Annotated in this window: 14 protein-coding genes; 12 read left to right on the forward strand and 2 right to left on the reverse strand. The window is 32.8% G+C overall.

Annotated elements, in window-relative coordinates; genetic code table 11:
- Positions 1-3 precede the first annotated feature (3 nt).
- Genes thrA through H527_RS0100820 form a run of 3 tightly spaced genes read left to right on the forward strand, consistent with a single transcriptional unit; the run spans position 4 to position 4,063 of the window.
- Positions 4-2,418, forward strand: a complete 2,415-nt coding sequence (thrA, locus tag H527_RS0100810; RefSeq protein WP_027410945.1) for a bifunctional aspartate kinase/homoserine dehydrogenase I — start codon at positions 4-6, stop codon at positions 2,416-2,418.
- A 44-nt stretch (positions 2,419-2,462) separates the two neighbouring features.
- Entirely contained in the window at positions 2,463-2,888 is a 426-nt protein-coding gene (locus H527_RS0100815) for an OsmC family protein (RefSeq protein WP_027410946.1), read from the forward strand.
- Entirely contained in the window at positions 2,885-4,063 is a 1,179-nt protein-coding gene (locus H527_RS0100820; protein WP_027410947.1) for a trans-sulfuration enzyme family protein, read from the forward strand. Before H527_RS0100815 ends, H527_RS0100820 begins: the two co-directional genes overlap by 4 nt.
- Here the strand turns inward: H527_RS0100820 and H527_RS0100825 are convergent.
- The gene (locus H527_RS0100825) at positions 4,029-4,256 is read right to left on the reverse strand and encodes a hypothetical protein (protein ID WP_027410948.1); all 228 of its coding nucleotides are present in this window, start codon (positions 4,254-4,256) and stop codon (positions 4,029-4,031) included. The genes H527_RS0100820 and H527_RS0100825 overlap by 35 nt on opposite strands.
- A gap of 338 nt (positions 4,257-4,594) precedes the next feature.
- On the opposite strand from H527_RS0100825, the gene H527_RS0100830 reads away from it, so the two are divergent.
- The 9 genes from H527_RS0100830 (at position 4,595) to H527_RS0100870 (ending at position 12,942) form a co-directional block, all read left to right on the forward strand.
- Complete coding sequence (locus H527_RS0100830) at positions 4,595-4,861, forward strand: DUF2061 domain-containing protein (protein ID WP_027410949.1); 267 nt, start codon at positions 4,595-4,597, stop codon at positions 4,859-4,861.
- A gap of 32 nt (positions 4,862-4,893) precedes the next feature.
- Positions 4,894-5,520, forward strand: a complete 627-nt coding sequence (locus H527_RS0100835) for a phosphoadenosine phosphosulfate reductase domain-containing protein (protein WP_027410950.1) — start codon at positions 4,894-4,896, stop codon at positions 5,518-5,520.
- Between the two features lie 52 nt (positions 5,521-5,572).
- On the forward strand, positions 5,573-6,514 hold the full coding sequence (gene cysD, locus H527_RS0100840) for a sulfate adenylyltransferase subunit CysD (protein ID WP_051316573.1): 942 nt from the start codon (positions 5,573-5,575) through the stop codon (positions 6,512-6,514).
- Between the two features lie 116 nt (positions 6,515-6,630).
- Entirely contained in the window at positions 6,631-7,878 is a 1,248-nt protein-coding gene (locus tag H527_RS0100845; protein ID WP_027410952.1) for a sulfate adenylyltransferase subunit 1, read from the forward strand.
- A gap of 106 nt (positions 7,879-7,984) precedes the next feature.
- Positions 7,985-10,075: a HEPN domain-containing protein gene (locus H527_RS0100850; protein WP_027410953.1), complete on the forward strand. Its 2,091-nt coding sequence runs from the start codon at positions 7,985-7,987 to the stop codon at positions 10,073-10,075.
- A 9-nt stretch (positions 10,076-10,084) separates the two neighbouring features.
- Positions 10,085-10,852 carry a uroporphyrinogen-III C-methyltransferase gene (cobA, locus tag H527_RS0100855; RefSeq protein ID WP_027410954.1) on the forward strand — a complete coding sequence of 256 codons (768 nt, stop codon included), beginning with the start codon at positions 10,085-10,087 and terminating at the stop codon, positions 10,850-10,852.
- Between the two features lie 20 nt (positions 10,853-10,872).
- Positions 10,873-11,475: a precorrin-2 dehydrogenase/sirohydrochlorin ferrochelatase family protein gene (locus tag H527_RS0100860; protein WP_035087037.1), complete on the forward strand. Its 603-nt coding sequence runs from the start codon at positions 10,873-10,875 to the stop codon at positions 11,473-11,475.
- On the forward strand, positions 11,462-12,517 hold the full coding sequence (locus tag H527_RS0100865) for an NAD(P)/FAD-dependent oxidoreductase (protein WP_027410956.1): 1,056 nt from the start codon (positions 11,462-11,464) through the stop codon (positions 12,515-12,517). Before H527_RS0100860 ends, H527_RS0100865 begins: the two co-directional genes overlap by 14 nt.
- A gap of 104 nt (positions 12,518-12,621) precedes the next feature.
- Positions 12,622-12,942 (forward strand): 2Fe-2S iron-sulfur cluster-binding protein, encoded by a 321-nt coding sequence (locus H527_RS0100870; RefSeq protein ID WP_027410957.1) that lies wholly within the window; start codon positions 12,622-12,624, stop codon positions 12,940-12,942.
- A 4-nt stretch (positions 12,943-12,946) separates the two neighbouring features.
- On the opposite strand, the gene H527_RS0100875 is transcribed toward H527_RS0100870, so the two are convergent.
- Positions 12,947-13,372, reverse strand: coding sequence for a cytochrome c oxidase assembly factor Coa1 family protein (locus tag H527_RS0100875; protein ID WP_027410958.1), 426 nt, complete (start codon positions 13,370-13,372; stop codon positions 12,947-12,949).
- Positions 13,373-13,507 lie beyond the last annotated feature (135 nt).

A 13,507-nucleotide genomic window follows, 5' to 3' on the forward strand; every position in this document is an offset into this window, starting at 1 on the left:
AAAATGAAGATTTTAAAATTTGGAGGTAAATCTCTGGCTAACGGAAAAGGAATTGAAGCCGTTATCAATATAATCGAAAATAAAGTAAAAAACAGAGAAGATATAACTGTTGTGCTATCTGCAAGGGGTAATGCAACAGATGAGCTAGAAGAGATACTTGATAAAGCAGTTAAGAATCAGGAATATCAAGGACAATTAGAGGCTTTTAAAGAATATCAGGCATCTGATTTTTCAGGAGTTGATTTTACAAAAGAATTTGAAACCTTAGATAAACTTTTTGAAGGAGTTTCGCTTTTAGGAGATTATAGCAAGCGCATAAAAGATCAGATATTATCACAAGGAGAAGTTATCTCGGCCAAATTGATAACTCAAATTTTGAAAGAGAAAAATATTAAGGCACATTTTACAGATAGTCGAGAACTTATTATAACCGATGGTCAATTTGGAGATGCACAACCATTAGATAAACTATCTAAAGAAAACGTAATAAATCATTTTCAAAAATATAATGGAGATACAGTAAACATTGTTACTGGCTTTATTGCATCTAATACTAAAAATGAAACGACTACTCTAGGCAGAAATGGTAGTAATTATACTGCGTCGTTATTAGCAAATTATTTGGAAGCAGAAGAGTTACAAAGTTTTACACACGTAAATGGAATTTATACTGCAAATCCAGATTTGGTGCCAGAGGCAAAAAAGATCGAAAAATTATCATTTACAGAAGCAAATGAACTAGCGTATTTTGGAGCCAATATTTTACATGCCAAAACCATTATACCTCTTATCGAAAAAAACATCCCATTACGAATACTAAATACGTTCGATCACGAAAATCAAGGAACCTTAATTACGGGAGAAGCTAGTGAGAAAGGAATTAAATCTCTTTCGGTTTTAGAGAATGTAGCTTTAATAAATTTAGAAGGAAGAGGATTGTTGGGTCGAGTAGGTGTGGATGCCAGAATATTTAAAGCATTAGCAAATAAAAATATTAGCGTTAGTATTATTTCTCAAGGATCCTCAGAACGAGGTATTGGTTTTGTAGTCGAAGCAGATAAGGCAAAAGAAGCAAAATCTATATTAGAACAAGAATTTGAATCTGATTTTTATAAACGAGATGTTAGTGGGATAACGATAGAAGAAGCGGTTTCTGTAATCTCTATAATAGGTCAGGATCTAAGTACATTTCATAAGCCATACAACGCTTTAATAAAAAATCAGGTGGTTCCATTATTGTTTAATAATACGGTTACAGGTAAAAATGTAAGTTTAGTAGTTAGAAAAGAACAATTACATCGAGCATTAAACGTTATTCATGGTGAAATCTTTGAAATTTCAAAAAAAATAAATGTAGCAATATTTGGTCATGGACTGGTAGGAGGTACATTAGTGGATCAAATTTTGAAATCTCGTGAACAAATTGAAAGTAGAAAAAAAATAAAATTGAACATTTTTGCCATAGCAAATTCTAGTAAAATACTTTTAAATGCGAATGGAGTAGATCAAAATTGGAAAAATGATATAACCAAAAAGGGAGTCTCATATACAATTAATGAAGTGATTAAATTTGCAGACGATAACCACTTAGAGAATCTGATTGCTATTGATAATACAGCAAGTCAAAAATTTACAGAGAATTATATTTCTTTGGTAGAAAGTGGTTTTGATCTGGTATCATCTAATAAAGTAGCAAACACACTGAGTTTTGATTTTTATAAAAAAATAAGAATCAAACTTGAAGAAAATCAAAAGCAGTATCTGTATGAAACAAATGTAGGAGCAGGTTTGCCATTAATTGATACTATTAAGTTATTACATTTGTCAGGAGAGAATATTACCCGAATCAAAGGTGTTTTTTCTGGGTCATTAAGTTATTTGTTTAATACATTTTCAGTAGAAGAAAGACCGTTCAGTGAGGTGTTACAAGAAGCAATAGATAAAGGATATACCGAGCCTGATCCAAGAGAAGATCTTTGTGGTAATGATGTAGGTAGAAAACTTTTAATTTTAGCCAGAGAGTTAGATCTCAGTAATGAGTTTGAAGATATTAATATTCATAATTTGATTCCTGAACCTTTAAGAAAAGGAGAGTCAAAAGAGTTTTTAGAAAAGCTTACAGAATTAGATAAGGTGTATGAAAAAGTTAAACAAGAACAAAATCCAGACCATGTATTACGATATATTGGTGATCTTTGGGGAGATTTATCTCAAGAAAAAGGAAATCTGGATGTAAAATTAGTTTCTGTACCCAAGAGTAGTGCGTTAGGACAAGTAAAAGGATCAGATTCTATTTTTGAAATATACACAGAGTCTTATGGTGATCAACCTATTGTGATTCAAGGAGCTGGAGCTGGAGCAGCGGTAACAGCAAGAGGAGTATTTGGCGATATATTGCGATTAGCAGAAAGAGGATAATAAAATATAAAAACCAATATTATAAAATATAAAAACACAAATAAATGAAAATACAACTTAAAAGAATAGATAATGATTTTTATTTCGAGTTAAAAAATGAAAGAGGACATGTAACTCATATAGATAGTACAGCTCAGGTTGGGGGGCATGATATGGCACCTAGTCCAATGGAGTATGTGTTAATGGGAGTAGCCGGTTGCAGTGCTATTGATGTGATTTCTATTTTAAAAAAACAAAGACAAGAAATTACAGATTATAGAGCTGAAGTAGATGGTACTCGCGAAGAAGTTAATGGAGCAAAGCCTTTTAAAAATATTACAGTAATTGTTTATTTAGAAGGAGATATTGATCCAGAGAAAGCAAAAAGAGCAGCAGAATTATCTTTTGAGAAATATTGTTCAGTTTCAAAAACGCTGGAACCTACTGCTACCATCGAATATAAAGTGATAGTTAATAATAAAGTAGTATGAGTCAGGATAATTTATATTTTGAAACACAAGCAATAAGAACGCAAACCGATAAAACGCAATTTTTAGAGCACTCTACGCCATTGTATTTAACTTCGGGATTCGTTTTCGAAGATTCCGAAGAGATGAGAGCAGCTTTTGCAGAAGAAAAAGAACGTAATCTGTATAGTCGTTTTAGTAATCCAAACACCACAGAATTTGTAGATAAGATTTGTAAATTAGAAGGAGCAGAAGATGGTTATGCTTTTGCTACAGGAATGGCAGCCGTTTTTTCTACTTTTGCCGCATTGTTAAATGCAGGAGATCATATCGTTTCTGCACGATCTGTTTTTGGTTCTACACATACATTGTTTACTAAATATTTTCCGAAATGGAATATAGAGACTAGTTACTTTAGAGTAGACGAAGTAGAGAAATTAGAAAGTCTAATACAGCCAAATACAAAAATTATATACGCCGAATCCCCAACAAATCCAGGAGTAGATGTGTTGGATTTAGAGCTATTAGGCAAACTGGCTAAAAAGCATAATTTACTTTTAGTAATAGATAATTGCTTTGCAACACCTTATTTACAAAACCCAATAAAATTTGGTGCGGATTTAGTAATCCATTCAGCAACGAAATTGATTGATGGTCAAGGAAGAGTTTTGGGAGGAGTAACCGTTGGTAAAAAAGAATTAATACGAGAAATTTATCTTTTTTCTCGAAATACAGGACCATCTTTATCTCCTTTTAACGCGTGGGTATTATCTAAGAGCTTAGAAACATTGGCAGTTCGTGTAGATCGTCATTGTGAGAATGCTCTAAAATTAGCACAGTTTTTAGAAATACACCCTAAAATAAATTGGGTAAAATATCCATTCCTAAAATCTCATCCACAATATGAAGTAGCTAAAAAACAAATGAAATTAGGAGGTAATATTGTAGCTTTTGAAGTAAAAGGAGGAGTGACAGGAGGGAAAACCTTTTTTGATAGTGTAAAAATGTGCTCACTATCTGCAAATCTTGGGGATACCCGAACGATAATAACCCATCCAGCTTCCACTACACACAGTAAATTGGCAGAAGAAGATAAATTAGTTGTTGGTATTACAGATGGTATGGTTCGTTGTTCTGTGGGATTAGAATATGTCGAGGATATTATCAATGATATTGACCAAGCATTAGAGCAAATATAATACATGAAAAAGAGGCTGAATTATTTGTTTTATAACTTAGAATTCGGCCTCTTTTAGTTATTTTTCTATCTTCAGGTTTTGTTTCAGAAAGACTCCATTCTCCAGCTACCAAAGATGCATCTACTTTAACAGGAGAATCATCATCATTTTTACAAGATAAAAATAATGAGGTAGTTGCTAAAAATAAGAACATAACATTTTTTTCATTTTTAAATATATTTTGGGTTACTACTTAAATTTATCAACGAAGTGTATATTACCATGTAGTTAATTCCTTAAGGAGGATTGCTTTTTGGGATCTTTTTAAGGGATATTGATAAAAATATAATAGATTTTTTTTAAAAGATTGTTTATGTAAATAGAGTTTGTATTGATAATCTACTAGGTTACTAGGGTTTTTGTTGAGTATATCATAATTCTGTTATTTTTTTGTAAGAACGTTCTTGTTTTTTGCACTATAAATAAAATATTATGTATACATTTGTTTTATAATCTACTAATCCGATAGGGTAATAGAGTTTTTTTAAAAAAATGATTATAGATCAAATGATATTAGATAAGGTAGCTGCGCAAAAATCAACGTATCAGGATGATAAGTCCACAGAAAAGCCAGTACGTAGTATTGTAAAAGCAATAAGCTGGAGAATAGTAGGTACATTAGATACATTAATTGTATCTTATTTATTAACAGGCGAGATGGCGCTAGCTACATCGATTGCATCTATTGATTTTGTTACAAAAATGATTCTATATTTTTTCCATGAAAGAATTTGGAATCGAATCAAATGGGGGAAATAATTGTTGTAAAAGAAAAAGAAATTTATCAAATCATGAGTTTTACAGAAAAAGAAATAGAAAGCTTAAATAAAACCCTAAAGGATAAAACTCCTTTAGAAATTGTACAATGGGCAGTTTCAAATGCGAAAACGCCTGTAGTAACTACTAATTTTAGACCTTATGAAGCCGCAATTCTAAATGTATGCTCAAAAGCATTGTCTGATATGCCTGTTATATGGTGTGATTCTGGTTATAATACACCTAACACGTATCGACATGCAGAAGAAGTAATTAAATTATTGAGTTTAAATGTTCAGTTGTATGTTCCAAAACAGACTACTGCACATAGAGATGTTATTATGGGAATTCCTGATGTCGAAGATCCTAAACATAAGATTTTTACAGAGCAAGTAAAGTTAGAGCCTTTTAAAAGAGCAATGACAGATTTTAAACCAGATGTATGGTTTACTAATCTTAGAAAAGGACAAACGGCATTAAGAGACTCTCTAGATATACTAAGTATGGGTAAGGACGGGGTATTGAAAGTAAGCCCCTTTTATTATTACAGTGATGCTGAATTGGACACATATTTAGAAGAAAATAATTTACCAAACGAGTTTAAATATTTTGACCCTACAAAAGTATTAGAGAATAGAGAGTGTGGATTGCATACTAACTAATTTAATAGCTTTTTAGAAAATAATATCAAAAACGTAATAGAATAGAAATTAAATGGAAGTGATTGAAAAAAATATAAAAGAACAGGTTACAGGTAAAAAAGTATTAACTGTAAACCCTTTAGAAAGCGAAGCAATTTATATTTTTCGAGAAGTAGTAGCACAGTTCGAAAAGCCAGTATTACTTTTTTCAGGAGGAAAAGATTCTATTACGTTAGTGCGACTGGCACAAAAAGCATTCTATCCAGCAAAAATACCTTTTCCGTTATTACATATTGATACAGGGCATAATTTTCCTGAAACTATAGAATTTAGAGATAGATTGGTAAAAGAACTAGGAGTAGAACTTATTGTTCGTAATGTTCAGGACTCTATTGATGCAGGTAAAGTAGTAGAAGAAAAAGGAAAATATGCCAGCCGTAATAGTTTACAAACCACTACACTTTTAGATGCTTTAGAAGAATTTAAATTTGATGCAGCAATTGGTGGAGCACGTAGAGACGAAGAAAAAGCAAGAGCCAAGGAACGTATATTTTCTGTTAGAGATGATTTTGGACAATGGGATGAAAAAAATCAGCGCCCAGAATTATTTGATCACCTTAATGGAAAAATTGATTTAGGACAGAATGTACGCGTATTTCCTATCAGTAACTGGACAGAGTTAGATGTATGGAGCTATATCGAAAAAGAAAATATTGAAATCCCATCTATATATTTTGCGCATAAACGTAAAACATTTGTTAGAGATGGCATGATTTGGTCTGCAGAAGATGGTGTTGTTTATAGAGAAGAAGATGAGGTGGTAGAAGAAAGATTAGTGCGTTTTCGAACCGTAGGAGATATGTCTTGTACCGCGGCAGTATTATCTGATGCAGTTACCATACATAAAGTCGTAGCAGAAATTAGAGAATCTACAATCTCAGAAAGAGGAGCTCGTATTGATGATAAAAGATCCGAAGCTGCAATGGAAAAACGTAAACAACAAGGATACTTTTAGAGCTTTTTTGTCATTCTCGGCATGTTACATTGAACCTGTCGAAATGCAAAATTTAGCAAATACTAGAATTGAAAATAAAACTAAAACACTCTCTATTAAGAGAAAAATAAATAGCTATGGACGTATTAAAAATAGCAACAGCAGGAAGTGTAGATGATGGTAAAAGTACCTTGATTGGTCGTATCCTATATGATACAAAATCATTAACTACAGATAAATTAGAGGCAATAGAAGCCAGAAGTAAAGCTAATGGATTTGATTATTTAGATTTTTCATTGGCAACAGATGGATTAGTAGCAGAACGAGAGCAAGGAATTACTATTGATGTAGCACATATCTATTTTTCTACAAAAACAAAAAGTTATATTATAGCAGATACTCCCGGACATATCGAGTATACCAGAAACATGGTTACAGGAGCGTCCACTTCACAAGCTTCGATTATTTTGGTCGATGCTCGTAAAGGAGTAATAGAACAAACGTATCGCCATTTTTTTATTAATAACTTACTAAGAGTTAAAGACGTTATTGTAGCAATTAATAAAATGGATTTAGTAGATTTTTCTCAGGAAAAATATGAGGCTATTAAGGCAGATTTCGAAACGTTAATCGCAAAAAGTGATTATAAGGAACAAAACATAACTTTTATTCCAGTAAGTGCTTTACAAGGAGATAATGTTGTAGATAAATCCGAAAATACACCTTGGTATACCGGGCAAACTTTATTACAACATTTAGAAGAGTTAGATGCACAAGATGTATATGAAGAAGCACAAGTTCGTTTTCCTGTACAAACGGTAATCCGTCCTAAAAAAGATGAGTTTCACGACTTTAGAGGATATGCAGGTAAAATATATGGAGGAGATCTTTCTGTAGGAGATGAGGTAACGGTTTTACCTTCATTAACTACTTCAAAAATAAAAGAAATATACTTTTTTGATCAAAAATTCGAAACAGCAGGCAGAGGAAGCTCTTGCACAATTACATTAGAAGACGATGTAAATGTAAGTCGAGGCGATATGATTGTAAAATCATCTGAGAAACCAAGAGTAGAAAAACAATTAACAGCAACCGTATGTTGGATGGATAGTAAAAACTTAAATCCAGGAACAAATTATTATATACAAAGCGGGAGTAGTAGGATTTTAGCCAAAATAAAAAATATAAGCGGTACTATTGCAACAGATTTTTCTGGAGAAGATACTACCAAAAATACATTAAGTTTAAACGAAGTAGGAAAAGTGCAGATACAATTAAGTAAACCTTTAGCTATCGATTCTTATAGTAAGAATAAAGCTTCGGGATCCTTTATTTTAATAGACTCACAAAACAATAATACTTCTGGGGTCGGCTTTATCGAGTAGATAAAAGCCGATTAAAAAAAGAAAATAACACCTTTTTTTAAAGTAAAAATACATCATACAAAAGTCATAACTATGTCCTTTTTTGAGGATAGAAATACGAGAAGAGATGCAAAGTTTTAGAACCGAAATAGAAAACCCAATTGTAGAGAAAGACATTATAGAATTAGCTAATAAAATTGAGCAATTTCATAATGGCAAGATCGATGAAGAAAAGTTTCGTAGCCTTCGTTTGGCTAGAGGGGTATACGGTCAACGTCAGGAAGGTGTACAGATGATTCGTATTAAATTACCGTATGGTAAAGTATTAAGCAATCAATTAAGACGTATTTGTGAGGTATCCGATGAGTATTCCAGAGGTCGTTTGCATATTACGACACGTCAAGACATTCAGATACATTATGTAGACCTTAACAGAACGCCAGAGTTATGGGCAGAACTAGAAAAAGATGAGGTAACTTTAAGAGAGGCTTGTGGTAATACGGTTCGTAACGTAACCGCATCAGAAACAGCAGGGATCGATCCAAAAGAGCCTTTTGATGTTTCTCCATATGCAGATGCATTATTCCGTTTCTTTCTAAGAAATCCTATTTGTCAGGAGATGGGACGTAAATTCAAAGTGTCCTTTTCAGGAACAGATGAAGATACAGGATTATCCTATATGCATGATTTAGGTTTTATAGCTAAAATCGAAAACGGAGTACGAGGGTTTAAAGTAATGTTAGGTGGCGGTTTAGGTTCGCAACCAAGACATGCAGATGAGCTATATAGCTTTTTGCCGTCAGATAAAATTATTCCTTTAATGGAAGGCGTATTAAGAATATTCGATCGTCATGGCGAGCGTAAAAGTAGAGCCAAAGCCAGAATGAAATTCTTAATTAAAGATATTGGTTTAGAAGCTTTTAAGGAGTTGGTAGAGGCAGAGCAAAACGCAATAGTGCAAAAAACAGTTGCGATTGATGCAGACGCTTATAAAACTTCAACTCCAGTAGAAGTGGAGATTCCAAAAGCTGAAATTAAAGATCAAAAAGCTTTTGATTTATGGAGGTCTACGAATGTAATCGCTCAAAAGCAAGAAGGATATGTGGCAATAGGAGTTAAAGTATTATTAGGAGATTTTTATACCGATAAAGCTAGATTATTAGCAGATTTGGTAGAAAAATATGCAGCAGGAGAAATACGTTTGTCTCTGCGTCAAAATATCTTGATTCCTTTTATTAAAGAAACTGCATTACCATTTTTTTATCAGGAATTAGAAAAATTAGGATTTGTAGAATCAGGATATAATAAAGCAGTAGATATAACGGCATGCCCGGGAACAGATACTTGTAATTTAGGAATAGCAAGTAGTACAGGTATAGCAGAAGAGCTGGAAAGAGTTATAAAAACAGAATACCCGCAATATCTTCAAAAAGAAGATTTAGTTATTAAGATTAGTGGGTGTATGAATGCTTGTGGACAACACAATATGGCAAATATTGGTTTTCAAGGAATGTCAATCCGTACGAAAGACAAATTAGTAGCACCAGCATTACAAGTGTTATTAGGAGGAGGAAACCTTGGAGATGGTAATGGCCGTTTTGCAGATAAGGTAGTAAAAATACCTAGTAGAAGAGGTCCAGAGGCATTACGCAGGATTTTAGATGATTATGAAGCAAATGCAGAAGGAAAGCTTTTTGTAGACTATTATGCAGAGAAAGGAGAAAAGTATTTTTATGATCTTCTTACCGATTTGTCTAATGCAGATAACCTAACGCAAGAAGACTTTATTGATTGGGGAACACAAGAAGAATATGTAAAAGCTATTGGAGTAGGAGAATGTGCCGGTGTAGTTATTGATTTAATTGCCACCTTGTTTTTAGAAAGTGAAGAAAAAATAGAGAATGCCAAAATCTCTTTTGATAATGAAGTATATTCAGATGCAGTATATCATGCGTATAATTCTTTAGTAAACTCTGCAAAAGCATTACTATTAGCAGAAAATAAAAAGACCAATACGCACGCAGGTATTATAAGTCAATTTGATGAAGAATTTGTAGCAAATGGCAAAATAAGTATAAAAGGTACTTTTTCAGATTTAATATACCAGCTTCAAAAAAATGCACCTACAAAAGATTTTGCAGTAGATTATATAAAAAGTGCAAAACAATTTTTACAAAAAGTACAAGAATTTAGAGCAATCGAAGTAGAAAACGCTTAAGGTAATAAGATGATTAATAAAACACCAAAATTAACAGTAGTAGGAGCAGGGCCAGGGGATCCGGATCTGATCACACTCAAAGCTATTAAAGCTTTAAGTTCTGCTGATGTGGTGTTGTATGATGCACTCATTAACGAGAGTTTATTGGATTATGCTACTGAAGCAGAAAAAATTTTTGTAGGTAAAAGAAAAGGCTGTTACGCATACCAACAAGAACAGATTAATGAATTAATCGTTAGTAGAGCCAAAAGTCATGGTCATGTAGTACGATTAAAAGGAGGAGACCCATTTATTTTTGGTAGAGGAGCAGAAGAGATAGATTATGTAAGACAATTTAACATAGAAACTAATATGGTTCCTGGGATATCCTCTTCTTTAGCAGTACCAGCATATCAAGGAATACCGCTAACAAAACGAGGTTCCTCAGAAAGTTTTTGGGTAATCACAGGAACAACAAAATCCCATAAATTATCACAGGATGTATGCCTGGCAGCAAAATCAAGTGCAACTGTGGTAATTTTGATGGGGATGAGTAAGTTAAGTGAAATAGTTAGTATCTTTGCAGCCGAAAATAAGCAGGACACCCCTGTGGCAATTATTCAAAATGGAACCACAAAAAATGAACATTTTGGATTCGGAACGATAAAAACAATAGAACAAGTAGTTAAAGATAAAAAACTATCCTCTCCAGCAATTATTGTAATAGGAGAAGTTGTTAAAAAAAGAGTAAAACTTACTTCTATCTATAAAGAGATAAAAGAAGAAATAGTATCTTAAAAGATTCGTATCCCTTTGTGATGGAAGAAAGAAATAATTTATACCCAGTTTTTCTGAAAGTTAAAAACCTTGAAGTACTTATTGTAGGAGGAGGTAATGTAGCAGAGGAAAAACTTATGTTCTTATTAAAGTCCAGTCCAGATGCAAATGTAACTATGGTATCTCCTATGTATAGAGATAATACCGTAACATTGGCAGAAAAATTTGGAGTACAAAGGATACATAAAAAATATAATAAACGTTTTCTAAAAGGGAAACATATTGTAATAGCTACTACAGATATTCCAAAAATTAACATACAAGTGTATAAAGATTGTAGGAAGAAAAGTATATTGGTTAATGTAGCAGACAATCCATCATATTGTGATTTTTATATGGGAGGAATTGTAACCAAAGGAAGTGTAAAAGTGGCAATTTCTACTAATGGAAATTCACCAACCACTGCCAAACGACTACGTCAATTTTTTGAAGAAGTAATACCCGAAAATATTGACGATTTAGTTAAAAATTTAAACGAATATAGAAAAACAATAAAAGGGGATTTCGAAGAAAAAGTAGAAACACTAAACGAATTCACCAAAGGATTAATAGGAAAAAAAGAAGTTGCAAATGATAAAGACTGATATTTTAATAATCGGAGCAGGGCCAACAGGATTATTTACTGTTTTTGAAGCAGGATTACTTAAGTTAAAAACACATCTTATAGATGCATTACCACAACCAGGAGGGCAATGTTCAGAGATATATCCTAAAAAACCGATATATGATATTCCTGGGTTTCCAGAAATACTTGCAGGAGATTTAGTGAATAATCTAATGGAACAGATAAAACCTTTTGAACCTGGATTTACATTAGGCGAGAGAGCAGAAACTATCGAAAAACTAGAAGATGATACGTTTTTAGTAACTACCAATAAAGGAACTAAACATAATGCACCAGTAGTAGCCATTGCAGGTGGATTAGGTTCTTTCGAACCACGTAAACCTCCTATCCCAAATATCACAGATTTTGAAGATAAAGGAGTAGCGTATATTATACGAGATCCAGAGGTGTATAGAGATAAAAGAGTGGTTATAGCAGGAGGAGGAGATTCTGCCTTAGATTGGTCTATTTTTCTGGCAGATGTAGCAAGCGAAGTAACATTGGTGCATAGACGAAATGAATTTAGAGGAGCTTTAGACTCTGTAGAACGAGTAGCAGAACTTTCTAAATTAGGAAAAGTAAACCTGATTACAGAAGCAGAAGTAAAAGAATTAAAAGGAGAAGACCATTTAACTGCAGTTGGTATTAAACATAAAACCAAAGGCGATATTCACTTCGAAACAGATTACTTTATTCCATTATTTGGATTATCTCCAAAATTAGGGCCAATAGGAGATTGGGGATTAGAAATCGAAAAGAATGCTATCAAAGTAGATAACTCTTACGATTATCAAACCAATATACCAGGTATTTATGCTATTGGAGATGTCAATACATATAAAGGAAAACTAAAATTAATCCTTTCTGGGTTTCACGAAGCAGCAATTATGTGTCAAAGCGCATATCAAAAAATTCATCCAGACAAAAAGTATGTAATGAAATATACAACAGTAGGAGGAGTAGAAGGATTTGATGGAACCAAAAAAGAAGCTAAAAAAGAAGTTGTAAAAGCAATTAATTAAGTATAAAAAATAATACTTTTGACCTCACAGACTTGTGCCAAATCAATTTTGGTATCTAAAACTGTGAGGTCTTTACTTATATTTGCGTACAGAAATAAAAAGATATGTCAGACATTACCATAAAAATAAAAGATAGAGAAGGTGTAGTACACGAAGTCTTAGCGCCAACAGATATGGCTATGAACTTAATGGAAGTTTGTAAAGCTTACGAATTACCTGTTGAAGGCACTTGTGGTGGTATGGCAATGTGTGCTTCTTGCCAATGCTATGTTTTATCAGATCATACATTGCCAGAAATGGGTCAGGATGAAGACTTAATGTTAGCAGAAGCCTTTTATGTCGAAGATAATAGTAGATTAGGATGTCAAATCCCGATTACCCCAGAATTAGACGGACTCGAAATAGAACTCGCACCAGAATCATAAGAAACTATTCTAAAACTATAATAGTTTCTTTTATAGGCTTTTTTATTCTTACAGTAATTTTTTGATAGTTCCAGTTTAATCCATTTTTATGTGCTAGAATATCCATTTTAGCCTTTCCCTTTGTGCCTCTAATTCCAACAGTAAGAGCAACTATAGTATTATTGTTGCTATAAGTAACATCCCCTTCTAATAAAAGAAAAAAATCAACAGGAGATAATTCGCCTAGTTTTTCGACTACGCGATTATTTTTTTTAACTATCTCCAAAGCATTGTTTGTTAACGCTGGTTGCGCAAGAACAGAAACATATCTATGCGTAGCATTACCCGTAATCATAAAAAATATAGAAATACAAGCCAATATTCCTATACTTGGTAATAACCATTTCCAGTTTCTTTCCCACCAGTTTCTATTCACTATTAATTCATTCATAAATATCTGTTATATGAGTGCTGTGTATAAAAGACATCTTTTAAAAAGTAATTGTTGCAGGATAGGGATTATACCATGCTCCTTTAGTAGAAGTAGTTACGAATAATTTTTATTGGTTATATAAAAAAATAGCTG

This window comes from Aquimarina muelleri DSM 19832, assembly GCF_000430665.1.
Taxonomy (GTDB): domain Bacteria; phylum Bacteroidota; class Bacteroidia; order Flavobacteriales; family Flavobacteriaceae; genus Aquimarina; species Aquimarina muelleri.

Bases quoted from the DNA above. Each gene is read 5' to 3' on its own strand.
- thrA (WP_027410945.1), top strand. From the start codon at position 4: ATGAAGATTTTAAAATTTGGAGGTAAATCTCTGGCTAACGGAAAAGGA.
- H527_RS0100815 (WP_027410946.1), top strand. From the start codon at position 2,463: ATGAAAATACAACTTAAAAGAATAGATAATGATTTTTATTTCGAGTTA.
- H527_RS0100820 (WP_027410947.1), top strand. From the start codon at position 2,885: ATGAGTCAGGATAATTTATATTTTGAAACACAAGCAATAAGAACGCAA.
- H527_RS0100825 (WP_027410948.1), bottom strand. From the start codon at position 4,256: ATGTTCTTATTTTTAGCAACTACCTCATTATTTTTATCTTGTAAAAAT.
- H527_RS0100830 (WP_027410949.1), top strand. From the start codon at position 4,595: ATGATTATAGATCAAATGATATTAGATAAGGTAGCTGCGCAAAAATCA.
- H527_RS0100835 (WP_027410950.1), top strand. From the start codon at position 4,894: ATGAGTTTTACAGAAAAAGAAATAGAAAGCTTAAATAAAACCCTAAAG.
- cysD (WP_051316573.1), top strand. From the start codon at position 5,573: ATGGAAGTGATTGAAAAAAATATAAAAGAACAGGTTACAGGTAAAAAA.
- H527_RS0100845 (WP_027410952.1), top strand. From the start codon at position 6,631: ATGGACGTATTAAAAATAGCAACAGCAGGAAGTGTAGATGATGGTAAA.
- H527_RS0100850 (WP_027410953.1), top strand. From the start codon at position 7,985: ATGCAAAGTTTTAGAACCGAAATAGAAAACCCAATTGTAGAGAAAGAC.
- cobA (WP_027410954.1), top strand. From the start codon at position 10,085: ATGATTAATAAAACACCAAAATTAACAGTAGTAGGAGCAGGGCCAGGG.
- H527_RS0100860 (WP_035087037.1), top strand. From the start codon at position 10,873: ATGGAAGAAAGAAATAATTTATACCCAGTTTTTCTGAAAGTTAAAAAC.
- H527_RS0100865 (WP_027410956.1), top strand. From the start codon at position 11,462: ATGATAAAGACTGATATTTTAATAATCGGAGCAGGGCCAACAGGATTA.
- H527_RS0100870 (WP_027410957.1), top strand. From the start codon at position 12,622: ATGTCAGACATTACCATAAAAATAAAAGATAGAGAAGGTGTAGTACAC.
- H527_RS0100875 (WP_027410958.1), bottom strand. From the start codon at position 13,372: ATGAATGAATTAATAGTGAATAGAAACTGGTGGGAAAGAAACTGGAAA.